We start from the raw sequence: 25,635 nt of genomic DNA, 5'->3' as shown, positions 1-25,635 counted from the left end.
TTGCAAAAAATCCGGCAACGTTATGCCGGATTTTTCGTCACCGCTTATCAGCGAAACTGTGCCGCATGAAGCTGCGCATAGCGCCCCTGAAGTGCCAGCAGAGAGCCGTGCGTCCCCTGCTCGACAATCCCTTCTTTATCCACCACTACAATCCGGTCAGCATTCTGAATCGTCGCCAGACGGTGAGCTATCACCAGCGTTGTGCGCCCTTCGGATAACTCCGCCAGCGATTGCTGAATAGCCTGCTCCGTCGCCGTATCCAGCGCCGACGTGGCTTCGTCGAGGATCAGGATCGGTGGATTTTTCAGGAATATACGCGCAATCGACAGGCGCTGTTTCTGGCCGCCGGAAAGCTTAACGCCGCGCTCGCCGATAACCGTGTCCATCCCCAGCGGCAGTCCGTCGATCACATCATCCAGACGCGCACGGCTGGCGGCCAGACGAATTTCCTCTTCGCTGGCACCCAGTTTACCGTAAGCAATATTCTCACGGATGGTGCCCCCGAACAGGAACACATCCTGCTGCACAATGCCGATGTTATGGCGCAGCGAGGTTTGCGTCATGTCGCGGATATCAATGCCGTCGATAGTAATACTGCCGCTGTCGATGTCGTAAAAACGCGGCAACAGCGAACATAATGTGGTTTTCCCCGCGCCCGACGGCCCGACAAACGCCAGCGTTTCGCCCGCATTAATCGACAGCGTGATGCCGTTAAGAATTTTGCTGGCCGGGGTATAGCCGAACACCACATTCTCGTAATGAATATCACCGCGCAGATGGCTGACCACCTTCGCGCCGGGCCTGTCAACAATGTCCGGCACGGTATCGATCAGTTGCGTAAAGCGTTTAAAACCGGCGATGCCTTTCGGATAACTTTCCAGCACCGAACTGATTTTTGCCACCGGGCGGAAAAACACCTCCACCAGCAACAAGAAACCAACAAATCCGCCATACGTCAGCTGATCGTTAATCACGTACCAGGTACCCGCCACCATCACGATCAGCTGAACCAGACGCGTACTCAGATAGCTGAGCGTCAGGCTGGCGGTCATTATCTGATAGGCTTTCAGTTTGGTGGTGCGGTATCTGTCGTTGTCCGAGGCAAACAGTTTTTGCTCATGTTCTTCATTGGCAAAAGCTTTCACAACGCGAATGCCGCCGATACTTTCTTCGATGCGGGCATTGAAATTGCCGACCTGCCCGAACAATCTGCGCCAGGTTTCGGTCATCTGCGCGCCGTAACGGCTGACCATCCAGGTCATGGCCGGCACAATAATGATGGTCATCAGCGCCAGTTGCACATGCACTGTCGCCATCAGAATGAACGCGCCGATAAACGTCATTATTGCGATAAAGACATCTTCCGGCCCGTGGTGCGCCACCTCGCCCACTTCTTCGAGATCTTTCGTCACATGGGTAATGATGTGACCGGTTTTCGTATTGTCGTAATAACGGAATGAGAGTTTCTGTAAATGGCTGAATGCCTGACGGCGCATATCGGTTTCAATGCCGACGCCCAGCGCGTGTCCCCAGTAGTTGACGATCGCCATCAGCGCAGTATTGAACAGATAAATCAGCAGCAATCCGACCGTCGCCCCGATAATCAGCACCCAGTCGTGCGCGGGCAATAATTTATCAATGAAGGTTTTGATCGCCATAGGAAAACCAAGTTCCAGCAATCCGGCCAGTATTGCGCAGCCGAAATCGAGGAAAAACAGTTTCTTATACGGCACGTAATAAGAGAAAAAACGGCGGAGCATCATGCATCCTTATGAAAATAGCCTGTAGGCGAAGCGGTTAGTCTAGATGAAAACGGTTATCAGTCAGAGTGTTTTATAAGACTGTTTTATTTGCGGATTACGGGAGATTGTCTAAGCGTGAACGATCTGACAGAAAGAAAGGCCGCCCATCATTTGAGCGGCCTTTTTAAAGAATGTTGTGGGACTAAATGGGAATTAAGAGTAAGCGTGCAGAGTACGTTTACACAGTTCTGAACGCACGCAATCCTCTTTGCCAAACTGAATGATGCCAATCATCTCGTCTTCTTCGAAGCGGGACATTGCATCGCTGAGCCCTGATACTACGCCGCGTGGTAAATCGCACTGGGTAATATCACCGTTAACGATGACCGTCACGTTTTCACCGAGACGCGTCAGGAACATTTTCATCTGACTGGCCGTGACATTCTGGGCTTCATCCAGAATAACCACCGCATTTTCAAAAGTACGCCCGCGCATATAAGCGAATGGCGCAATTTCAACTTTGCCTATTTCCGGTCGTAAACAATATTGCAGGAATGATGAGCCCAGGCGACGTAATAAAATGTCGTAGACCGGTCGGAAATAAGGCGCGAACTTTTCAGAAATATCGCCGGGCAGGAAACCGAGATCTTCATCGGCCTGCAATACCGGACGTGTCACAATAATCCTGTCGATTTCTTTGTGAATTAATGCCTCTGCTGCTTTCGCAGCGCTGATAAATGTTTTGCCGCAGCCTGCTTCGCCGGTAGCAAAAATTAACTGCTTATTCTCTATGGCTGATAAGTAATGACCCTGAGCTTCAGTACGTGCTTCGATGGCGGAAGTATCGCGACTGTCGCGAGCCATTCCGATCGATTCCAAACCGCCCATCTGTACCAGTGATGTCACAGATTCTTCCTCGCGCTGGCGGTGACTGCGTGAATCATTACGAATTACACGTTTTGCTTCACGACGAGCTTTGATCACTGCTTTCTGTCTTCCCATAGTGGCACCTTACAGTTTGATTCACTTAACGCTAAGGCGTAATGCCCGCACGGTTATGTTTCACTAACAAATGAGGTTTTGGTCTCCTTTTAGACCAAGTAGAGCCAATGAATAACGTGAAGAGGAAAATAGACCAAAGCGATTAGGCAATAATCTTTTGGCTGCTTTCGGTTCACAAGGAGGCATTGTCAATAATGACAAACCGCTGACCCAAACAATGAAATTGCCAGAATAATAGCCAATGCGATTCGCATGAGATTGAGCAGGTTTTAAGGGGTCAGTTAAAGAACAGGGTTGCTGTAGCGTGGATGAAAACATCTTTAGAAAACGGTAGGAATAAACTGAAAATGATTGGGTTAATATTGGAGAGTCGGAAGCCTTGCCCTCGTTTGCTTTTAAGCAACAACAACGAGTGAATGAGTGAAGCCTGTTATTTTCAATCACCAGCCCAAACATGGACTTTACCATTCGCGCTCCCCGCAGTGTTATTTACGGCACCTGCCGTACACCTTGTGAAAACTTGCCTTGTACATCTTAAAAACTACCGCTTTATAATTTCAGTATAATGACAGCTGAAACATTTGCGTTACCAAAATGTAAAAAAGTTTGTGCCTGACGTCAATAGGATCACGCGGATCTTTTTCAGATCCCCGGTACGCGGCCTTAATTTTCCTCAGCTCAGCAGATTATTTTTCTTTTCATTGATGAAGTAACTGTTAATCCCATCCGCCAGTGCGCGCGCCATTTTCTCCTGAAAGACCGGCTCGCCGAGCAGTTTCTCTTCGTGTTTATTGGTGATGAAAGAGGTCTCCACCAGCACCGAGGGAATGCGTGGTGATTTTAAAACTGCGAAACCGGCCTGTTCCGGATGCGGACTGTGCATGTGATGCACTTTGACAATATTCGCCGCCAGATGACTGCCAAAATCCATGCTGCGGTGAATAGTTTCGTGCTGATCGAGATCAAACAGCGTTTCTTTAAGATATTGATCGTCAGTCTTAAAATCATTGTCGTACAGCACATCGACGCTGTTTTCACTTTGCGATAAATACCGCGCCATCGCGCTGCCGGCGCCGTGCTCAGACAGCGCAAAAACCGATGCGCCTGACACCTGATCGTTGGTGAACCCGTCGGCGTGAATGGAAATAAACAAGTCCGCTTCGTGCTGATGTGCCAGACTGACGCGGTGATACAACGGGATAAATACGTCATCCTGCCGCGTAAGCACCGCGTGAATACCGTGCTGTTCATCCAGCAATGTTTGCAGTCGTCTGGCGATGTGCAAAACCACATGCTTTTCGTAAGTGCCTTCATTGCCGATCGCCCCCGGATCCTTACCGCCATGACCGGGATCGATCATCACCAGCAGCGGTTTCTCTGCACGCGGCGTGGTGGTGGTCACCGGGATCGCCTCCGATACATCCTGCACGGCACTCTTTTCTGTAATCGACACTTTCAGCACGCCATTCTCCGTACTGCGCGTCATCACCGGTTTCCCCTTCACCTGTAACACAATACGCGCCACATCCGGGCTGAAATGAGCAAGACGCCCTTCTGCCACCCACGGGAATTTTTGCCGCACCACGGTTAGCGCATGTTCCAGTTCCGGCGGAAAAGATGTCATCGGCATGTCGATCACCACCCGCTCCGGCGCGCTGAGTATAAACACGCGACAACGCTTATCCGCTGCCGGTAATGCCAGGTGGATCTGGCTGGCATCCGAGGTCATCGCGATGCGTACTGCCTTTTGCGCAGCATAAAGACGCGGTGCAGTCAGGGACAGTCCGATACCGAAAATCAGCAGTTTTCTGCGGGAATGGTTGATGGTCATAGCAATCTCAGGGCAGGCATCGTAATAAATCATTTTCGCGATTTATCATCATGACATTACTGAGATTTTTATGAATGAAGCGGAGTATTAACAGATAGTGAATTACGTTACTAAGCGTAAAAAGGATTTCTGCTTTTTATCCTCCCCCTTCGCAGGGGGAGGAGCAATGTCAGGCTTCGATTAACGATTGTCCCAGATAGTGACTCTCATCTTTATTGCCCGGCAACGTGAAGAAGAAACCGCCGCCATTGGGACGGATGTATTCTTCCAGCGCTTCACCGTTCAGGCGTTTTTGCACCGTCAGGAACCCTTTATCAAGATCATGCTGATAACAGACAAAGATCAGCCCCATTTCCAGTTGTCCGGAATTGGTCACACCCAGCGAATAGCTGTAACCACGTCGCAGCATCAGGTTGTCGTCGGTCTCTTTGGTGCGCGGATTCGCCAGCCGGATATGCGCGTCCAGCGGGATCACCTTCCCATCAGGGTCTTTGGTGTAATCAGGGACATCGTGTTCTTTTTCCATGCCCAGTGGCGCGCCGGTCGCTTTATGACGGCCAAAAATGGATTGCTGTTCCTGCAACGGCGTGCGATCCCAGAATTCCACTTTGAACGGGATCAGACGTGTGACCTGATAGCTGCCACCCGTTGTCCAGGCCGGTTCTGCCTGATCTGTCGTCACCCAGATGGCTTTATCCATCAGCGATTTGTCTTTGGAATCGGGATTGGCCGTGCCGTCTTTAAAGCCCAGCAGGTTAATCGGCGTCTCTTTGCCCTGACTGCGCGCCGCATGGGAAGAAATAAACCCATCACGACGCCAGCGCACGCTGAGTAAATCCGGCGTGTATTTAATGATGTCGCGCAGTGCGTGAACCACAGTGTCGCTGTTGTTTGCGCAGATTTGCAGTGACAGGTCGCCGTGACACAGTTTCGCGTCGAGTGAATCATTCGGGAAACGCGTCATGCGGCTTAATTTCAGCGGCTTGTGTGGCGCCAGGCCGAAACGTTCATCAAACAGCGATTCGCCAACGGAGAGTGTCATCGTCAGGTTATCGGGATAAATCTCTGCCCCCATCACCCCGGAATCCATCGGCGGGAATTTAGGATCCAGCGATGGCGCGGTACCACCGGTGGTCAGGAAAGCAAAACGGGAATCCAGAAGGCGGAACAGACGCTCGAGGTCAGCTTTACTGGTTGCCAGCACATCAAATGACACCAGCATCATCGATGCCTGTTGTGGCGTTAAAATACCCGCCTGATGTTCACCATAATACGGTTGCTTGCCCCAGCGTTCATCGGGGGAAACAGTGCCTGGCGCGTATTCTTTTTTAGCTCCGGGTGTTTTCTCAGCCTGCGCAGTCGCTGCGCCGCCAAGGGCAAATGCCCCGCCTAACAATCCCACGCTTTTTAACAAGCTGCGGCGGGAAGAAGAAACGTCATCTTGATTATTATTCTTGTGACTCATTGCTATGCCTCGGTAAAACGCTCCTCCCCTGCGAAGGGGGAGGAGTTCTTATCAATCTAAACCAAGCACACCGCGCAGTTTAGCCAGATCTTCGGCCAGCGTGGTGATCGGGCCTTTCATGGCGTTACGGTCTGCATCGGACAGTTTTTCGTAATTCTCGTAACCGTCTTTGGTTTTGTATTTATCCAGCAGGGTATCGACGGTTTTGAAGTTTGTGTCGATTTTATCCAGCAGCGGTTTGTCGGCTTTTTCCAGCAACGGACGCAGCAGATTAACGATTTTCTGCGCGCCGTCGAGGTTAGCGCGGAAATCCCACAGGTCGGTGCGGCTGTAACGGTCTTCTTCGCCGCTGATTTTGCTGGCTGCCACTTCTTCGATAAGCCCTGCCGCACCGCCGACCACTTTGCTTGGCGGGAAGGTCAGATCAGTGATGCGTTTTTGCAGATCGACCGTGTCGGTGTAAAGCTTGTCAGCAAAAGGCTCCGCGCCTTTGGTGGTTTTATCGGCGAAGAGGATTTTCTCCAGACGGTGGAAACCGGTAAAGTTTGGATCTTCGGCTTTTTTCTCGAAATCATCTTCACGGGCATCAATGCTGCCGTCCAGATCAGAGAACAGTTCAGCAATCGGTTCGATGCGCTCGTAGTAAACACGGGTCGAAGCGTAAAGAGACTGCGCTTTCGCCAGATCGCCTTTTTTAACCGCATCCGTGAACGCTTTAGTGTGAGAAACCAGTTCAGCAACCTGCTGCGTCACATACACTTTATACTCTGCAATCGGCCCGACCAGCGCCATCGCGTCCGGTTTAGCGGAGATCGCCGCGCCTTCTGCAGTCACGGTCAGTTTGCCTTTCGGATTGCTCAACAAGCCGCAGGTCATGTCATATTCGCCCGGCTCCAGATTAGCGGTCATTTTCTGAGTGAAGCCCGGTGCAACGTTTTCACGCTCTTCCACCACCATCACGCCTTTCAGAATTTCCCATTCCAGGTTTTTCTGGCTGTCGTTGTGGATAACAAACTGTGTTTTACCGGCGGGCACGCTCAGCGCCATCGGCTCACACTGCTTATCGTTCACAGTGATTTTGACCTGACGAACGTCGGCTGCCAGAACGTTAGCGCTCAGCGCAAAAGCCGGCAGAGACAACAGTGCAATCTGTAAAGCTTTACGGCGAAAATGTGGCATGTACAACTCCATGACAAAGGCAAAGTGATAAACAGGTTTATACAATTAGGTTTATACAATTAACGTTGTGTTTTTTGCCCGGCAGAAGCAGCCGTGGCAGCCACAGAGGATTTTCCCTGAGGCATGAAAAAGAAGAACAGCGCCGGGATCAGATACAGGAAATAGACCAGCACTTCGCTGACGCTTGGCGCTTCCTGATAACCAAACATCCCTTCCAGCAAGGTGCCGAACAGTGAATGCGTGGACAGCGTGTTGCTTAAATCAAACGCGATATCCTGCAAACCGTTCCACAATCCCGCTTCGTGAAAAGCACGGGCAGCGCCCGCTGCCAGACCGGCTGCCACAAACAGAATAAACAGGCTGGTCCACTTGAAGAATTTGGCCAGATGCAGTTTCACACCGCCGTAGTAGATGAGGAAACCCAGCACGATAGCCGCACCCAGCCCGAGCATTGCGCCAATCGGCGCTGCAATCCCCACGTCTTGCTGGAAAGCTGCCAGCAGGAAAAACACCGATTCCAGTCCTTCACGCGCGACGGCAAAAAACACCATCGCCACCAGCGCCCAGCCCTGCCCGCGTCCGGAATTGAGCGCATTATCAATCGCGCCTTCCAGATGCACCTTGATGGAACGGGACACTTTGCGCATCCAGAACACCATGTACGTCAGAATGCACACCGCGACCACGGCCACGATGCCTTCAAATAATTCCTGCTGCTTTTGCGGGAACTCACCGGTAGTGGCGTTGATGAACAGCCCCAGCGCCAGACACAACGCCGCGGCGACGAACACGCCAATCCAGACCACACCGAGCCACAGCCCGCGTTGCGTCCGTTTTAGATAACTGGCGATCAGGCTGACAATCAGCGCCGCTTCCAGCCCTTCGCGAAACATAATGAGAAACGGAACGAACATTGCGAAAACTCCTGACCCCGTTGAGCTGCAAAAACTGTAAGGTCTCTGTAAAGAAAAGTAAAAAGAAACGATAGTGATTATCATTCTTGCAAAAAGAAATACAAGAGGTAACCGATCCTTTTTTGAAAATGTCCGCGAAAATGCGCATGAAAAGTCAGAACGAAGTGAGGAACATGCAGGGAATGTGGCGGGAAATGCGGTGAAACGGGGTCAGGACGACCCCGTTATGTGCAACCTCAGAACAGAGGGTTTATCAGATAGTGTTGTATTCCGCTTCCGCAGTTGTGAAGCGCTCTTCCACCGCAGCAGAAGGTTTGCGTCCCATCAGGCTCACAATCCAGATAGCCAGTGAGGCGAAGATAAAGCCCGGAATGATTTCGTACAGTTCAGTCCAGCCGTATTGTTTCCACAAAATAACCGTAACCGCACCGACGATCATACCTGCCAGCGCACCGTTACGCGTCATCCGTTTCCACATGACCGAAATCAGGATAACCGGACCAAATGCTGCACCGAAACCAGCCCACGCATAGCTTACCAGACCCAGCACGCGGTTTTCAGGGTTCGCCGCCAGCGCAATGGCCACCAGCGCAACCACCAGCACCATCAGACGACCCACCCACACCAGTTCACGCTGACTCGCCCCTTTGCGCAGAAACGCTTTGTACAAATCTTCAGTGATGGCACTGGAACACACCAGCAGCTGGCAGCTCAGGGTGCTCATCACCGCCGCAAGAATGGCCGACAGCAAAATACCGGCAATCCACGGGTTGAACAGGATTTTCGCCAGCTCGATGAACACGCGCTCACCGTTTTGCGTCACGTTGCCCGCTTCGCCCGGATTATTGCTGAAGTACGCAATTCCGAAGAAGCCCACCGCGACGGTGCCTGCCAGACACAAAATCATCCAGGTCATGCTGATACGGCGTGCACTGCGAATGGTGCGATGGGAATCGGCGGCCATAAAACGCGCCAGAATGTGCGGCTGACCAAAATAGCCCAGACCCCAGCCCAGCAGTGACAAGACCGCTACCAGATTCATGCCTTTAAACATGTCGGTATATTCAGGATTTTTGGCGTGGATTACCATCATTGAGGTATCAATACCGCCGACTGCCAGGATAACGAACACCGGTGTGAGGATCAGCGCGAAAATCATCAGGCTGGCCTGTACGGTATCGGTCCAGCTGACCGCCAGAAAACCGCCAATAAAGGTATAAAGGATGGTCGCTGCCGCACCGGCCCACAGCGCAGTCTGGTATGTCATGCCGAAAGTACTTTCAAACAGACGCGCACCGGCCACGATGCCGGACGCACAATACACGGTGAAAAACACCAGAATCACAATCGCGGAGATAATACGCAGCAGTTTGCTGGAATCTTCAAAACGATGAGTGAAATAATCCGGCAGCGTCAGCGCATTATTGTTGGCTTCGGTATGCACACGTAAGCGCCCTGCAACCAGTTTCCAGTTCAGATACGCACCGATCGTCAGACCAATCGCTATCCAACTTTCGGAAATTCCGGAAATGAAAATCGCGCCCGGTAATCCCATTAACAGCCAGCCGCTCATATCAGAAGCCCCGGCCGAGAGTGCTGTGACCACGCTGCCTAAACTGCGTCCGCCCAGAATATAATCATCAAAGTTTTTGGTTCGTAAATACGCGATGAGCCCTATCAAAATCATCCCGAAAATATAAACACAAAACGTCACCAGCATCGGTGTGTTTACTGTCATTCCATTCTCCACTTTCTTCTTATTTGCGATGTTGTCCGGCACCTGTCTGTCCTGACGTCCTTCTAAAGAAGGGCTGCCAAAAACCTGCCGGGGCAAGATGATGGCTGAAACCGGCTTGGATTTCAGCATTACTCTCCCTATTTTTTATCGTTGTCCGCCAGGAAGCAGCGTCATAAGTAGGGTTATTGTTCAAAAATCCTGTCGTGCCGGATACTGGTTCAGTGGCGGACATATTTCAAATGTTTTAACAATTTTGATACCTGAAATTCTCCCTTCATCACAGTTATTTTGTATGCGGGTTGCACATTGCAATTACTACGGTTGCACCTTTCACAGGCCTTTTACTGATAAAGACATCCGCCAGAAATGGCGTTTAATGACCTGGGGATTTGTTAAAAATGCCAAATAAATCACATCAGGCATACTTCCTGCATTAACAGGGTTGCACAAGGTTGCAACATAGAAGATATTGCTTGCCATAAAGATAATGAATTCACCTGAACCTTTTTATATGGAGTGGTTGCGCATGGGTATGACAACGATGGGCGTGAAGCTGGACGAAGGCACACGCGACAGGTTAAAAGAGGCGGCGCATAAAATTGACCGCACGCCGCACTGGCTGATTAAGCAGGCGATTTTTTCCTATCTGGAACGTCTGGAAAATGGCGATGCGTTGCCGGAAATTCCGGCGCTGAACGGCGCTGCCACTGGCGAAAGCGAAGATGCGGCATTACCGGCGGTTCAGGAAACGCATCAGCCCTTCCTTGATTTTGCCGAGCAGATTTTGCCTCAGTCTGTCAGCCGTTCCGCCATCACTGCCGCCTATCGTCGCCCGGAACCTGAAGCGGTGTCCATGCTGCTTGAACAGGCCCGTTTGCCTGCCCCACTTGGCGACGCAGCCCTTAAACTGGCCGCCGACATTGCCACCAAACTGCGTAACCAGAAGAGTGCAAATGGCCGCGCCGGTATGGTGCAAAGTCTGTTGCAGGAGTTTTCACTGTCTTCTCAGGAAGGCGTGGCGCTGATGTGTCTGGCCGAAGCCTTGTTGCGTATTCCGGACAAACCCACGCGTGACGCGTTAATCCGCGACAAAATCAGCAACGGTAACTGGCATTCACATCTGGGCCGCAGTCCTTCATTGTTCGTCAATGCTGCGACCTGGGGTTTGCTGTTCACCGGTAAACTGGTGTCGACACATAACGAAGCCAGTCTGTCGAAATCCCTGAACCGCATTATCGGTAAAAGCGGTGAACCGCTGATCCGCAAAGGTGTGGACATGGCGATGCGCCTGATGGGCGAACAATTCGTCACAGGTGAAACCATCGCCGAAGCGCTTGCGAATGCCCGCAAACACGAAGAAAAAGGTTTCCGCTATTCCTACGACATGCTGGGCGAAGCGGCGCTGACCGAAAAAGACGCACAGGCGTATTTGCAGTCTTATCAGCAGGCGATCAACGCAATAGGTAAAGCCTCAAATGGTCGCGGGATTTATGAAGGCCCCGGCATTTCCATCAAACTTTCCGCCCTGCATCCGCGTTACAGCCGCGCGCAGTACGAGCGCGTGATGGAAGAATTATACCCGCGCCTGCTTTCACTCACCTTGCTTGCACGCAGTTATGACATCGGCATTAATATTGACGCTGAAGAAGCAGACCGTCTGGAAATCTCCCTCGATCTGCTGGAAAAACTCTGCTTTGAACCGGAACTGTCAGGCTGGAACGGCATCGGTTTCGTTATTCAGGCTTATCAGAAACGCTGTCCGATGGTGATTGATTACCTGACTAATCTGGCGCAACGCAGCCGTCGCCGTCTGATGATCCGTCTGGTTAAAGGCGCGTACTGGGACAGCGAAATCAAACGTGCACAGGTGGAAGGACTGGAAGATTACCCGGTGTATACCCGCAAGGTTTACACCGACGTTTCCTATCTGGCCTGCGCCCGCAAACTGCTGGCGGTGCCTAACCTGATTTATCCGCAGTTCGCCACGCACAACGCCCACACCGTTGCCGCTATTTATCAGCTGGCCGGCAATAACTATTATCCGGGTCAGTACGAGTTTCAGTGCCTGCACGGCATGGGTGAGCCGCTGTATGAGCAGGTTGTCGGCAAGATTTCCGAGGGGAAACTAAACCGCCCTTGCCGTATTTATGCACCGGTCGGCACGCACGAAACGCTGCTGGCGTATCTGGTGCGTCGTCTGCTGGAAAACGGCGCGAACACTTCATTCGTTAACCGTATCGCCGATACTACGCTGCCTATTGAAGAGCTGGTTGCCGATCCGGTTCTGGCCGTCGAAGCGCTGGCCGCCAGCGAAGGTCAGGTCGGATTGCCGCATCCGCGTATCGCCCTGCCGAGAAATTTGTACGGTGACAAACGCGTGAATTCTGCGGGTCTGGATATGTCCAGCGAGCACCGTCTGGCTTCCCTTTCCAGCGCCCTGCTGCAAAGCGCCAGTCATCCGGTAAAAGCCCAACCGATTATTGATGCACCAACTGACGACGGCGAATTCCTGCCGGTGATCAACCCGTCACAAAGCAGCGATATCGTCGGGTATGTACGCGAAGCAACGCAAGCTGAAATCAGCCGTGCGCTGGACGCTTCTGCCGCCGCCGGCGCTATCTGGTTTGCGACGCCTCCCGAAGAGCGTGCCGCAATTCTGCAACGCGGTGCAGAACTGATGGAAGCGCAGTTGCAGAATCTGCTCGGCGTGCTGGTGCGTGAAGCCGGAAAGACCTTTAATAACGCCATCGCCGAAGTGCGTGAAGCCGTGGACTTCCTGCATTATTACGCCGGTCAGATCCGTGAAGATTTCGCCAACGACACGCACCGTCCGCTCGGGCCGGTGGTGTGTATCAGCCCGTGGAACTTCCCGCTGGCCATTTTCACCGGTCAGATTGCTGCCGCTCTTGCCGCCGGTAACAGCGTGCTGGCAAAACCTGCGGAACAGACACCGCTGATTGCGGCATTAGCCGTGGGTATTCTGCATGAAGCCGGTGTTCCGGCTGGCGTATTGCAGCTATTGCCAGGTCAGGGTGAAACGGTCGGTTCGCAGCTGGTCAATGACGAACGCGTGCGCGGCGTACTGTTTACCGGCTCAACGGATGTCGCAGGGATTTTGCAACGCAACATTGCCGGACGGTTGGATCCGCAAGGCCGTCCGACGCCGCTTATCGCCGAAACCGGTGGTCTGAACGCGATGATTGTCGATTCTTCCGCACTGACCGAACAGGTGGTGACGGATGTCGTCGCATCGGCCTTCGACAATGCCGGTCAGCGTTGTTCCGCCCTGCGCGTGCTGTGTATTCAGGAAGACGTGGCTGATCACACGCTGCAAATGCTGCGCGGTGCCATGGCGGAATGTCGCATGGGTAATCCTGAACGCCTCTGTACTGATATCGGGCCAGTTATCGACGCTGAAGCCAAAGCAAGCATCGAAAAACACATCGATGACATGCGCGCCAAAGGCCGCACCGTGTATCAGGCAACGCAGGAATTTACTGCCGATCAGCAGGAATGGGCGTACGGCACCTTTGTGAAACCGACGCTTATCGAACTTGATAGCTTTGAAGAAATGAAGAAAGAGATTTTCGGACCGGTACTGCACGTGGTGCGTTATGCCCGTCAGGATCTGGATAAGCTGATCGGTCAGATTAATGCAGCCGGTTATGGCCTGACGCTGGGTATTCATACCCGTATCGATGAAACCATTCATCGGGTCACGCAGCAGGCGCACGTCGGCAATATGTACGTAAACCGCAACATGGTCGGTGCCGTCGTTGGCGTGCAGCCGTTCGGCGGCGAAGGGTTGTCGGGGACCGGACCAAAAGCCGGTGGTCCGCTGTATCTGTATCGCCTGCTGAGCAGCCGTCCCCAGGATGCCGTACAGCAAACGTTGCTGCGTCAGGACAGTGAACTGCCGCTGGATACGTCCGTGCGTGAAGCCCTGCTGGCTCCGCACCGTGCGCTGCAAAAATGGGCCACGGAGCAGAAGCACCGCGAAGAGTTAGTCGCTGTCTGCGAGCGTTTCGCACACACCAGCCAGGGCGGTACATTGCGCACCCTGCCTGGGCCTACCGGCGAGCGCAACACTTACGCATTGCTGCCGCGCGAACGTGTTCTGGCACTGGCCGATAATCAGGAAGATGCGCTGACTCAGCTGGCGGCAGTTACCGCCACCGGTTGCCGCATTATGTGGCCGGAAGCGCCATTACAACGTGATCTGTTTAACCTGCTGCCAAAAGCCGTGCAGGAACGCGTTGATTTCACCAAGGACTGGCAAAATGCACAACCGGTATTCGATGCAGTGATTTATCACGGTGACGCCGATCAGTTGCGCGAACTGTGTCAGACCATCGCCCAGCGTTCCGGCGCGATTATCTCGGTGCAGGGTTTTGCACGCGGTGAGGACAACATCCTTCTGGAACGTCTGCTGCATGAGCGTTCATTAAGCGTAAACACCGCTGCGGCTGGCGGGAACGCCAGCCTGATGACGATCGGCTAAGTCTGACGTGCTCCTTCTGCAAATATCGCGGAGGGAGCACGATTTTTACGAAAGAAAAGCTTAACCAGCCCTTAGCGCTTAATGCTGAGCCATATTCCGGTGCCGATTTGCCAGCCGGTAATGGTATAGACAGAAAGCCGCTCGATGAGTCCGACCGGTAAAACATCGAACGAGATAGTGACCATGCTGATCAGTCCGAGACTACCCAGAATAAGACTCAGAAGCGCAAATCCCCGCCAGCCATCTTGCTGACGTTTTATCCATCCCGCCGACAGTAAACACAAATTACCGCCCGCAATCGCCAGCACTGCGCCGGTCTGATGAACCGTAATTCCGCCCGTTCCTCCCCCGCTGTGAAAAGCAGCGATCATCAGGCCGCCGAGTCCATGCAGCAGTCCGAAAAATACAAATGCACGTTCTCCCTGCCCTTTAAAAACGGGACGTAATAACCAGCAGGCCAGAAAAAAGAGCACGCCTTCTGCCGCGAAACCGGCGTTCATCACGTTGTGAAGAGGCGAACAAATATCCCTGCCATCTGGCGTCTCACCACATGACGCAATGCCCAAATCGCTGATGTAATTATGCAACCAGGAATAGGCAGGATTATGCCAACCGGATGCGCTGATTTTTTCCGCCAGCAGATAAATCAGCCCGCCGGCAGCGAAACACAGCGCGCCGGTTTTCTGCCCTTTTAATGACATTTTCTGCTCTTCAGATGAGATGTGCATGAGAGTCTTAGTGATATTGCGGTGAGGTAATAGTAGCGGAAATAACACAATAAAAGAGGGAGGATAAAATCCTCCCTGCGCATTTTAATTTTGGAGTTCCGGCGGGAAATGACCGGTGGTTTATTCCTTGCTCACCGTATCAAGATACAGCTGACTGCCCGCCACGTTCTGGCTCGCGCCCTTCACGTTGTCGCGGATTGCCACCAGCAATTTACTCTGCAACGCCACCACGAACGGCGAGCTTTTTTGCAGCTCACGTTGTAAATCGGCATACAGCGCTTTGCGTTTTTCCGGATCGGATTCTGCGGCAGCGGCGCGCGTCTGTTTGCTGATTTCCGGAATTACCCACTGAATACGCTGAGCCAGCGTTTTCGGGCCATTGGGAACGTTATACGCAAAAGTGCTCGCGTTGGTATTTGGATCCAGATAATCCGCGCCCCAGTAAGTGAAAATGGACTGGAATTTGTGCGCCCGCATACGGGTCAGCACGTCGCTTTCCACCAGCGGGTGCACCACTAAATTGATGTCGGCTTTGGCAAAACTGGCCTGTAATGCCTGTGCGATATCAGAATATGGCGGCTGGTTAATCACGATTAAATCAATTTTGGTGCCCGGTGCGATACCGCCTTTGCTGAGAATAGCCTTGGCTTTCGCAACATCATATTTGAACGGCTGGTCGTCAATGGCTCCGGCCAGACCGTCAGGCAGGAAGGTCTGATGAATGCCGTACTGGCCTTTGAGCAGGTCAGTCGAAATGCCCTGATAATCCACCAGCCAGCGCGCCGCTTCCCATAAAGCCGGATTCGACAGCGCCGGTTGTGTGGTATCGCCGACGTTAAACGCCAGATAGAACACTTTCGCCGCCGGGAACTGCGCGACATGCACGCCCTTTTCTTTTTGCAGCGAGCTGAACTGGTCTGCCCCCAGATCATACGCCACGTCAGCATCACCATTGAGCACCAGTAACCGGCGGGTTGACGGGTCACCGACGTTCTTAAACAGCACGTTTTCCAGTTTGGCCAAAGGCTTCGCGTTCTTATTACGTTTGAAGATTAACGCTTCATGCGGCACATAATTACGTACCTCAAACGCACCGCTGCCTGCCGAACGGGAACGCAGCCAGCTGTTGCCGAAATCGTTCTGTTCGACATGTTCTTTCAGCAGTTTGCTGTCAACTATTCCGGCGACGGGCGCGGATAAAATACTCAGTACTAACCCGCTGCCGATATCAGCAGGCCAGCTGAGCTGCACCTTATCATCACTCAGTTTTTTCAGATTGCCGTCGACATTTTCCGGCGTCCAGCCCAGTTCTCCCAGAATAAATGACGGGCTTTTATTGAGTTTGACTACGCGGGTAAAGGAGTAAATCACGTCATCAGTGGTCAGCGGATTGCCGCTGGCAAATTTCTGATCAGGTTTAAGGGTAAAGATCAGGCTATGACCGTCCGGCCCCGGCTGCCAGCTGGCGGCAGCATCCGGATCCAATTTATCAGGATGCTGACGGTCAGAAGCCACCAGTTGCTGATACAGGTTAACCAGATTGCCGGAACTGACGGTTTCAAAACTTTCCGCCGGATCCAGGCTGATAATACCTTCAAGCGAACCGGCCACCACCAGCGTATCGGCGGGCGTTGCGGCGTCCACGCGGGTGACCACCATCATGAGCAAAAATAACAGGGAAGGAACACGGGCTTTCATTGAGGTCATACTCCACAGGTGAAAAGGCAATTTTTTCGAGTGTAGAGTGTCGGCGTCACAGCCCGAACCATGAAATAACGCTATGTATTTCAGGAAAATAGATTAAGAAACGGGGAGTAGAAAACAGAACCGGAGTGAGAGAGTACAAACGTAAAGTGTGGTGCACTGAAATGCGCCCTGCCTTACTGCGCCTTGCCTTACTGATAATTCACAATCACCTGATTGCTGACTACCCGCAGTGGCGCATTCAGCGCGCCCGTACCGGGCACGAAATAGATAAATCTCAGCGGGGAAATCGCGGCCTGGCCATAAAAAGATTTCGTCATTCCGCCCCCGGCATCCAGCACAACACAGTGATTCTGCGTATTACACAACTGCACTTGTAAGCCCGCCGGTCTTGCGCCGAACAGTTCGTACTTCCAGCTGATAGTGGTAATAGTCGCGGACGTTCGCTGTCTGACAGGTGCGGAATTCGTCGCTGCCAGTGCCGCCGATGACATCATCACGCCACGATTTTGCAAAGTGACGCCGTGGCGGCTGTCAGACCATGTGCCTGTTGCAGCCATCGCAGACAGACTCAGGGTTCCCAGCAGCAATATCACCACGCGGCGCATATTATTCGCCGCCGATGGTAGCAGTCATGCGGATCTGGCGGCTGTCGGTCATTTCCAGATTTGACATCACCACGATATTTGGCAGCGAGCGGCGCAGGAAACGCGACAACAGCGGACGCAGCGCGTGATTCACCAGCAGCACCGGCGGCGCGCCGAGCATATCCTGACGCTGCAACGCGGCTTCGGACTGCGTCAGCAAGCGATCTGCCAGACCCGGCTCGAGGCCACCGCCACTTTGCAATGCCTGTAACAGCAGGCGTTCCAGCGAGGTATCGAGGCCGATAACCTGCACTTCGCCATTGCCAGGGAACCACTGCTGGGTGATGGCTCTGCCCAGCGCAACGCGGACCACGGAGGTCAGTTCGTTCGGATCCGGCTGATTCGGCGCGTACTCCGCCAGCGTTTCGACGATGGTACGCATATCGCGGATAGAGACCCGCTCCGCGAGTAAGTTCTGCAACACTTTGTGCATGTTGGTCAGCGAAATGACGCCCGGAATGAAATCATCCGTCAGCTTCGGCATTTCTTTGGTCACACGCTCCATCAGTTCCTGCGTTTCCTGACGGCCAAACAGTTCTCTTGCGTGCAGGCTGATCAGGTGATTGAGGTGCGTCGCCACCACGGTACTGGCTTCAACCACGGTGAAGCCCTGAATTTGCGCCTGCTCGCGCATGGCCGGTTCAATCCACACAGCCGCCAGTCCGAATGCCGGATCCACCGTCGGTTCGCCCGGCAGTTCGCCAATTGCGCTGCCAGGGTTAATCGCCATCCAGCGCCCCGGATGTGCCGTACCGGTGCCGATTTCCACACCTTTCATCAGAATACGGTAGCCCGCAGGCGGCAGTTCGAGGTTGTCACGAATATGAATAACCGGTGGCAGGTAGCCCATTTCCTGCGCGAATTTCTTACGGATACTGCGGATACGTCCGAGCAGTTCACCGTTTTGCGCAAAGTCCACCATCGGGATCAGGCGGTAACCGACTTCCATCCCCAGCGGATCTTCAAGCTGCACGTCCTGCCAGCTGGCTTCGACCATCTGTTTGCCGTTATCAGCCGCAGCCGGAATATCTTCTTTCGCCGCCGGTTTTTTCTGCTCCTGTCCGCGTGTCCACCATGCCAGGCCTAACAGGCCAGCGGTAAACATCAGGAAGACCAGATTGGGCATCCCCGGCACCATCCCGAGCAAGCCCAGAACACCGGCACTCAGCATCATCACGCGCGGGTTGCGGAACAGCTGGGTCACCATCTGTTCGCCGACGTCTTCGTTGGTCCCGACGCGGGTCACGATAACACCGGCGGCAGTGGAGATAACCAGCGCAGGGATCTGCGCAACCAGACCGTCACCGATGGTCAGCAGGGTGTAGCTTTCAGCCGCATGACCGAGATCCATTCCGTGCTGCAACACACCAACCAGCAGGCCGCCGACGACGTTGATGATCATGATCATCAGACCGGCGACGGCGTCACCACGAACGAATTTACTCGCACCGTCCATCGAACCGTAGAAGTCCGCTTCCTGCGTGACTTCGCTGCGGCGCTTTTTCGCTTCATCTTCGCCAATCAGACCGGCGTTAAGATCCGCGTCGATTGCCATCTGTTTGCCCGGCATTCCGTCGAGTACGAAACGCGCGCCCACTTCGGCGATACGTCCGGCACCCTTGGTGATAACCATAAAGTTAATCAGCACCAGAATGATAAACACCACGATACCGATGGCGAAGTTACCGCCGACCAGGAAGTGGCCGAATGCTTCGATGACCCGCCCCGCCGCCGCGCCGCCGGTGTGACCTTCCATTAAGATCACACGCGTCGAGGCCACGTTCAGCGACAGACGTAATAAGGTGGAAAACAGCAGAATGGTCGGGAACGCGGCAAACTCCAGAGTACGCTGGGTGAACATCGCCACCAGCAGCACCATGATGGAAAGTGCAATGTTAAAGGTAAACAGCAAGTCGAGGATGAACGGTGGCAACGGCAGCACCATCATCGACAGGATGATCAGGATAAGAATTGGACCTGCCAGCACCTGCCATTGTCCGGACTTAAAGTTGGCGGGTAAACGCAGTATCGCGGCCAGATTAGCCATGGGTATCACTCTCTCCTGCTGCAAAATCCAGACCGTCAGGCACTGGCAAATGTTGAGGTTTTTTCGGAATTAATCCGCCTTCACGCTTCCAGCGTTTGAGCTGATAAACCCAGGCCAGCACTTCGGCCACGGCCGCATATAATGCCGCCGGAATTTGCTGACCAATATCACTGTGCCGGTAAAGCGCACGCGCCAGAGGCGGCGCTTCCAGCATCGGAATTTTGTGCTCCGCACCCAGTTCTTTGATACGCAGCGCCACTTCTCCGGCACCTTTCGCCAGAACCTTCGGCGCGCTCATTTTGTTTTCACTGTACTGCAACGCCACCGCGTAGTGCGTCGGGTTGGTGACTATCACGTCCGCTTTCGGCACATCGGCCATCATGCGACGCTTTGCCATAGCACGTTGCTGCTGACGAATTCGCCCTTTAACGTGCGGATCACCTTCCTGACTTTTATGTTCGTCGCGGATGTCCTGCTTACTCATGCGCAGTTTTTTCAGATTGCTCCAGATTTGCCAAAACACATCAAAAGCGACCATCGGCGTCAGTCCAAGCACCACCATCAGCCCGCAGAACACCACCATATTCAGCGCTTCACCGAGCGCCGGAATGGTCGGCTGCGCCAGCAGGCGCATCATGTCCGGCCATTTATGCCACAAATACAATCCGGCGACGGTGCCGACCAGTAACGCTTTGAGGATGGCTTTCAGCAGTTCGGCCAGCACCTGTCCGGAGAATAAACGTTTGAATCCGGCAATCGGATCCATTCGGCTAAATTTGAATTCAAAGGATTTGCCGCTGAACATCAGGCCGCCAAGCAACAACGGCGCCGCGAGTGCGATCAGTACCAGACCGCCGATTACCGGCAATAACGCCCATACCGCGCGCCCGAGCAGCGTCGCCATCTGCTGCAAAACCTGACGATCATCGCTGACCATGCCGTGATCGAATTTCAGCCCCTGAGAAATCATCACCCCAAGTTGCCGCGCCATTGATTCGCCGGACATCCACAGCAGCGTTAAACCGCCGCCGAGCATCAGCACGGAGGTCAGTTCACGCGAACGCGGGATTTGCCCTTCTTCACGTGCTTTTTCAAGCCTGTGTGCGGTGGGGGCCTCACTTTTTTCGAGATCGCTTTCTTCAGCCACCGGCGGTTCCTGTCAGCATTTACCCGGCACATAAAACGCAGCGGGCATAATTTCATGCATAGCATGACAAAAGCGGCGAAGTCTTATGGATGAATTAGAGAGGAAAAATAGCGGCTATTCAGCAGATGAATGCCGAAAATTGAAATTGCGGATAGGGAAAACACCCCTCAGTAAGATACAAAGAGGTGCTTATTGCTCACGTCCGGACACATCAGAAACCTAATGAGTCCAGCAGGTCGTCTACCTGTTCTTGTGAAGCGACCACGCCGACGCCGTTCGCGTCAAGCTGCGGGCCGTTGAGCAGGCTGTCAGTTTCGCGTTTCTGCTTAACCTGTTGTTCAGGAATATTTTCCATCAGCACCATTAACAGCTGATTTTCAATTTCCTGAACCACGGTCATCATGCGTTTGATTACCTGACCGGTCAGATCCTGGAAGTCCTGCGCCATCATGATTTCCATCAGCTGAGCGTTGGTAAAGCTGGTGTGCTCAGGGATTTCTTTAAGATAGCTGCGGGTGTCCGTCACCAACTCGCGTGCATCCGACAATTCAATCGGATTCTCAAACCATTCATCCCAACGCTTATCAAGTTTCTTCGCGGCAGATTCAAGTTTGTTCTGACGAGGTTGTGCGGCTTCAACACAGTTCAGGGCGCGTTCGGCGGCCTGGGCTGTCATGGTGACCACATAATCGAGGCGATCGCGTGCATCCGGGATCGCTTCGGCTGCCTGAGCAATGGCCTGATCCAGGCCAAGTTCACGCATACTGTCACGCAACATACGGGTCAGTTGCCCAATGCGGGCGATAATATCGCCCGCGGTTGCTGCATCATTTGCAGGCATTGGTATCTCTGCCATAGGTGTGCTCCTACATGCCCAGTTTTTCGAAGATTTTGCCGAGTTTTTCTTCCAGCGTGGCGGCGGTAAATGGTTTTACAACATAACCACTGGCACCGGCCTGCGCGGCTGCAACGATGTTTTCTTTCTTCGCTTCTGCCGTCACCATCAGCACCGGCAATTTAGCCAGTGCCCCATCAGCACGGATGGTTTTGAGCAAGTCCAGACCGTCCATGTTTGGCATGTTCCAGTCGGATACCACGAAGTCAAAACCGCCGGAACGCAGTTTGTTCAGCGCATCAACGCCGTCTTCTGCTTCTTCAACGTTGTTGAAGCCCAGCTCTTTCAGCAGGTTGCGCACGATACGACGCATGGTAGAGAAGTCGTCTACTACCAGAAATCTCAGATTTGGATCGGCCATGTTTTATCTACTCCTAAGGTTTGCTACCCAGCACGAGGCTGAAAAATTAAATACGTAATGCCTGACCGGCTGATATTTGTGCCAGCATCCGCTGACTGATTTGGCTAAGATCCACCACTTCGTTTACGCCACCGGTGGCGATAGCCTCACGAGGCATACCGAAAACCACACAGCTGGCTTCGTTTTGTGCAAGGGTGTAAGCCCCTGCGCGGTGCATCTCGAGCATGCCGGCGGCACCGTCATTGCCCATTCCCGTCAGGATCACCCCGACGGCATTGCGTCCGGCGTACTGCGCCACCGAACGGAATAACACGTCAACCGACGGACGGTGGCGGTTCACTGCCGGACCGTCGTTCAACTTAACCTGATAGTTAGCGCCACTGCGCGCCAGTTCCATATGCCGGTCACCCGGCGCGATGTACGCATGGCCCGGCAGAACGCGTTCGCCGTCTTCGGCCTCTTTTACGGTTATCTGACACAACTTGTTCAGACGTTCCGCAAACGAGCGGGTAAAACCCGGTGGCATATGTTGCGTGATCATCAGCGCCGGACAGGTCGGCGGCAGTGGTTGCAATACGTGGCGAATCGCCTCGGTGCCGCCGGTTGATGACCCGATAGCAATCAGCTTTTCACTGCTCAGCAACGGCGTATGACTGAGAATGCGCGGCTGTTCGGTATTGACGCTTTTATTGAGACGCGCTTTTGACGCGGTACGGATTTTATCGGCAATCATTTCGCTATAAGCCAGCATGCCTTCGCGGATCCCCAGCTGCGGCTTGGTGACGAAATCAATCGCCCCCAGTTCCAGCGCGCGCAGGGTGATTTCCGACCCTTTACCGGTCAGCGACGACACCATGACCACCGGCATCGGGCGCAGGCGCATCAGTTTTTCCAGAAAATCCAGCCCGTCCATACGCGGCATTTCGACATCCAGCGTCAGCACGTCCGGATTGAACTTTTTGATGAGATCACGCGCCACAAGGGGATCCGGCGCCGTCGCCACCATTTCCATATCCGGATGGCTGTTAATGATTTCAGTCATCAGCTGACGCATTAACGCCGAATCATCGACGCTCAATACTCTGATTTTATTCATTACCTCTCCTTGGCGAGACCGTAGACAGTCTGACCGCGCAAATAAAATTCCCGGCTGATTTGGCTGAAGTTCTCGGAGTGTCCGGCAAACATCAGACCACCCGGTTTAAGTAACGGAACAAATCGGCGTAAAATTTTCTCCTGTGTCTCTTTATCGAAATAAATCATCACATTACGGCAGAAAATTGCATCAAACGGACCGTTCAGCTGCCACTGGTTCGCCAGCAAATTCAGCTGCTGGAAAGCCACCATCTGCGCCAGCTCGGGACGCACACGCACCAGACCACTGTGAGGGCCGGTGCCTTTGAGGAAAAATTTTTGTAACTGTTGCGGGCTGAGCGTGCGCAACTCTTCGAGGCGATAAACCCCGGCCGTAGCTTTTTCCAGCACCTGTGTGTCGATATCACTCGCCTGAATACGGCAGCTTGCCATGCGCGGACCGAGCGCTTCACTGAGCGTCATGGCGATAGAATACGGCTCTTCACCGGTCGACGCCGCCGTGCTCCACACACTGTAATTATTCGGGCGTGAACGGGCATGTTCCGCCAGAATCGGAAAGTGATGCGCCTCGCGAAAGAACGCCGTCAGGTTGGTAGTCAGCGCATTAATAAATGCCTGCCACTCCGGACTGTTACTGTCACTTTCCAGCAACGCCATATAACTACCAAAGTCATTCAGGCCGAGGATACGTAATCGCCGGACAAGGCGGTTGTAGACCATTTCACGTTTATGGTCTGCCAGTACAATTCCCGCACGCTGATAGATAAGTTCACTTATCCTGCGGAAATGGGTATCTGACAGCGGTAAACGCTGGATCATCTGAGCCATGATCGAAGTGTTATCAGCACTCATTGGCGAGCCTGGTTGATTCATGGTGCAGCTCCATTAATGGACAGGTGGTGTTACGTGTACCCAATTACTTTTCATCCGCTGACTCTTCATCAGGACGACCCTGTCAGAAGGTTTCCCAGTTATCCGCAGAACCTGCGCGCGCGGGCGCGGCAATTAAAGCGGGTTGAGCCAGCTGGCGTGGTGTAAAGCCCTGAGCCGGCGCATTGTGGCGCGGCAAAGCACCAGCGGCGGTTGCAAGACGGAACACCGACACCGCGCGGGTCAGGTTTTCAGACTCTGCTTCCAGCGTATGCGTGGAAGATGCAGCCTGCTGAACCAGCGTGGCGTTTTGCTGTGTCACCTGATCCATCTGCGTCACGGCAATAGAAACCTGTTCAATGCCACGACTTTGTTCGTCAGAGGCTGAGGCGATTTCGCCCATAATGTCGGTCACCCGGGTAACAGCACGAACGATGTCATCCATCGTGTTACCGGCGGATTCCACCAGTACCGAACCCTGACTGACGCGGCTGACTGATTCATCGATCAATGCTTTAATTTCTTTCGCTGCCTGCGCGCTGCGCTGCGCAAGGCTGCGTACTTCACCGGCGACAACCGCAAATCCGCGCCCCTGCTCACCCGCACGCGCGGCTTCGACAGCGGCGTTCAGCGCCAGAATGTTGGTCTGGAATGCGATGCCATCAATCACGCTGGTAATGGCGCTGATTTTTTTCGAGCTGCCTGCAATGTCATTCATGGTTTTCACCACATTGCCGGTCAGTTCGCCGCCTTTCTCAGCGGTATTCGAGGCATCACGCGCCAGCTGCGTCGCCTGACGGGCGTTCTCAGCATTCTGTTTCACCGTGGCGGTCAGCTGCTCCATGCTGGCAGCCGTTTCTTCCAACGCTGAAGCCTGTTGTTCGGTGCGTGAAGACAAGTCGGTATTGCCTGCCGCAATGCCTTTCAGACCAGCAAACATGGTGTCAGCGCCGTGGCGAACGGTACGCACCGTTTCTGCCAGCGAGGTCTGCATCTGTTGCAGGCTTTCGAGCATCACCTTGATTTCATAGCGCCCTTTTACTGCGATTGGCGCAGAAATATCGCCGGAACCGATACGGTCAAAATGGGCACGCATAGTGGTCAGCGGGCGGAACAGGATCCGACGGGTAACTACCAGCGCCAGTGCCGTCAGCGCCAGCAATAACAGAGTGATCACCGTGGTGTTGATCATCACGCTCTGATAAGACGCCGCGGTCTGGGTCTGCGCCTGCTGGAAACGACCGCCGACATACGCGACATAATTGCCAACATCTTTCTGGAACTGGTCCTGATATTTTTGAGTCGGGCTGGCGAGAAACGCATCCATGTCGCCACGCGATAATGAATCAATCAATACCTGCAACATGCCGTGCAGGGCTTCGTAGCTGGCCTTGTTAACGGCGGTCAGCTCAGCGGCCTTTTCAGTTCTGCGCGGCAGAGCCAGGAAAGCAGCGTAGGAATCCTCAGCACTTTTCAGGCTGTTTTTCGCGTCGGCCATCAGCTGTGTGACGGTTTCCTGAGGCTGTTTCAGTGCCAGACGCGTGGCCGCGCGGTTCAGGGTGTTGCGGGTTTGCAGCAGATAAGACCAGCTCTGACTAAGCGCATCACGCTGCTCAGCAGTGTTTGATATCTGTTCAAAATTCATTTTATCCGTGTGGGCGGCATACAATGATAAGCCGCTGCTCACCAGTTGCATCACAAAAAAAACGACTAATAACAAAAACATGCAGGTGGACACACGGATGTGCTTAAACATGGATAACCTCTTT

General features: G+C 53.5%; 20 protein-coding genes. 2 read left to right on the top strand and 18 right to left on the bottom strand.

Going from position 1 to position 25,635, the window contains the following annotated elements:
* Positions 1-47: 47 nt before the first annotated feature.
* The 8 genes from J1784_RS12485 to putP all read right to left on the bottom strand — a co-directional run bounded on the left by J1784_RS12485 (position 48) and on the right by putP (position 9,871).
* A complete protein-coding gene (locus tag J1784_RS12485; protein WP_217149491.1) occupies positions 48-1,760 on the bottom strand; it encodes an ABC transporter ATP-binding protein in 1,713 nt (570 codons plus the stop codon).
* A gap of 195 nt (positions 1,761-1,955) precedes the next feature.
* Complete coding sequence (gene phoH, locus J1784_RS12480; protein ID WP_217149490.1) at positions 1,956-2,744, bottom strand: phosphate starvation-inducible protein PhoH; 789 nt, start codon at positions 2,742-2,744, stop codon at positions 1,956-1,958.
* A gap of 63 nt (positions 2,745-2,807) precedes the next feature.
* Positions 2,808-3,212, bottom strand: a complete 405-nt coding sequence (locus J1784_RS12475; RefSeq protein WP_217149489.1) for a hypothetical protein — start codon at positions 3,210-3,212, stop codon at positions 2,808-2,810.
* A 205-nt stretch (positions 3,213-3,417) separates the two neighbouring features.
* Positions 3,418-4,473, bottom strand: a complete 1,056-nt coding sequence (locus J1784_RS12470) for an N-acetylmuramoyl-L-alanine amidase (RefSeq protein WP_274387325.1) — start codon at positions 4,471-4,473, stop codon at positions 3,418-3,420.
* Between the two features lie 271 nt (positions 4,474-4,744).
* Complete coding sequence (efeB, locus tag J1784_RS12465) at positions 4,745-6,040, bottom strand: iron uptake transporter deferrochelatase/peroxidase subunit (protein WP_217149487.1); 1,296 nt, start codon at positions 6,038-6,040, stop codon at positions 4,745-4,747.
* Positions 6,041-6,091: 51 nt separating this feature from the next.
* Entirely contained in the window at positions 6,092-7,219 is a 1,128-nt protein-coding gene (gene efeO, locus J1784_RS12460; RefSeq protein ID WP_420803968.1) for an iron uptake system protein EfeO, read from the bottom strand.
* 59 nt (positions 7,220-7,278) lie between these two features.
* Positions 7,279-8,133, bottom strand: coding sequence for an iron uptake transporter permease EfeU (gene efeU, locus J1784_RS12455; protein ID WP_217149486.1), 855 nt, complete (start codon positions 8,131-8,133; stop codon positions 7,279-7,281).
* Between the two features lie 253 nt (positions 8,134-8,386).
* Positions 8,387-9,871 (bottom strand): sodium/proline symporter PutP, encoded by a 1,485-nt coding sequence (gene putP, locus J1784_RS12450; RefSeq protein WP_217149485.1) that lies wholly within the window; start codon positions 9,869-9,871, stop codon positions 8,387-8,389.
* 97 nt (positions 9,872-9,968) lie between these two features.
* Between putP and J1784_RS12445 the strand changes: the two genes are divergently transcribed.
* Both J1784_RS12445 and putA read left to right on the top strand, forming a co-directional pair.
* Positions 9,969-10,280 (top strand): hypothetical protein, encoded by a 312-nt coding sequence (locus J1784_RS12445; RefSeq protein ID WP_217149484.1) that lies wholly within the window; start codon positions 9,969-9,971, stop codon positions 10,278-10,280.
* Positions 10,281-10,397: 117 nt separating this feature from the next.
* Positions 10,398-14,372, top strand: a complete 3,975-nt coding sequence (gene putA, locus J1784_RS12440; RefSeq protein ID WP_217149483.1) for a trifunctional transcriptional regulator/proline dehydrogenase/L-glutamate gamma-semialdehyde dehydrogenase — start codon at positions 10,398-10,400, stop codon at positions 14,370-14,372.
* A gap of 71 nt (positions 14,373-14,443) precedes the next feature.
* Here the strand turns inward: putA and J1784_RS12435 are convergent, their stop codons facing one another.
* The 10 genes from J1784_RS12435 to J1784_RS12390 all read right to left on the bottom strand — a co-directional run bounded on the left by J1784_RS12435 (position 14,444) and on the right by J1784_RS12390 (position 25,622).
* Positions 14,444-15,073 carry a DUF998 domain-containing protein gene (locus J1784_RS12435; protein WP_217149482.1) on the bottom strand — a complete coding sequence of 210 codons (630 nt, stop codon included), beginning with the start codon at positions 15,071-15,073 and terminating at the stop codon, positions 14,444-14,446.
* A gap of 147 nt (positions 15,074-15,220) precedes the next feature.
* Positions 15,221-16,798, bottom strand: coding sequence for an ABC transporter substrate-binding protein (locus J1784_RS12430; RefSeq protein ID WP_217149481.1), 1,578 nt, complete (start codon positions 16,796-16,798; stop codon positions 15,221-15,223).
* A gap of 197 nt (positions 16,799-16,995) precedes the next feature.
* Positions 16,996-17,412: a flagellar protein FlhE gene (locus tag J1784_RS12425; protein WP_217149480.1), complete on the bottom strand. Its 417-nt coding sequence runs from the start codon at positions 17,410-17,412 to the stop codon at positions 16,996-16,998.
* Position 17,413: 1 nt separating this feature from the next.
* Entirely contained in the window at positions 17,414-19,498 is a 2,085-nt protein-coding gene (flhA, locus tag J1784_RS12420) for a flagellar biosynthesis protein FlhA (protein WP_217149479.1), read from the bottom strand.
* Positions 19,491-20,645 carry a flagellar biosynthesis protein FlhB gene (gene flhB / locus J1784_RS12415; protein WP_217149478.1) on the bottom strand — a complete coding sequence of 385 codons (1,155 nt, stop codon included), beginning with the start codon at positions 20,643-20,645 and terminating at the stop codon, positions 19,491-19,493. Before flhB ends, flhA begins: the two co-directional genes overlap by 8 nt.
* Before the next feature lie 211 nt (positions 20,646-20,856).
* Entirely contained in the window at positions 20,857-21,501 is a 645-nt protein-coding gene (gene cheZ / locus J1784_RS12410; protein WP_112291593.1) for a protein phosphatase CheZ, read from the bottom strand.
* A 10-nt stretch (positions 21,502-21,511) separates the two neighbouring features.
* Positions 21,512-21,901, bottom strand: coding sequence for a chemotaxis response regulator CheY (gene cheY, locus J1784_RS12405; RefSeq protein WP_120131074.1), 390 nt, complete (start codon positions 21,899-21,901; stop codon positions 21,512-21,514).
* Positions 21,902-21,947: 46 nt separating this feature from the next.
* Positions 21,948-22,997: a protein-glutamate methylesterase/protein-glutamine glutaminase gene (locus J1784_RS12400; RefSeq protein ID WP_217149477.1), complete on the bottom strand. Its 1,050-nt coding sequence runs from the start codon at positions 22,995-22,997 to the stop codon at positions 21,948-21,950.
* Positions 22,997-23,869, bottom strand: coding sequence for a protein-glutamate O-methyltransferase CheR (gene cheR, locus J1784_RS12395; protein WP_120508217.1), 873 nt, complete (start codon positions 23,867-23,869; stop codon positions 22,997-22,999). Before cheR ends, J1784_RS12400 begins: the two co-directional genes overlap by 1 nt.
* 82 nt (positions 23,870-23,951) lie before the next feature.
* Positions 23,952-25,622 (bottom strand): methyl-accepting chemotaxis protein, encoded by a 1,671-nt coding sequence (locus J1784_RS12390; RefSeq protein ID WP_217149476.1) that lies wholly within the window; start codon positions 25,620-25,622, stop codon positions 23,952-23,954.
* Positions 25,623-25,635 lie beyond the last annotated feature (13 nt).

The sequence above is a fragment of the Rahnella ecdela genome (assembly GCF_019049625.1).
Classification (GTDB): Bacteria; Pseudomonadota; Gammaproteobacteria; order Enterobacterales; family Enterobacteriaceae; genus Rahnella; species Rahnella ecdela.
The sequence above is the reverse complement of the archived record's forward strand: the minus strand, read 5'-3'. Positions and strand labels throughout refer to the sequence as shown.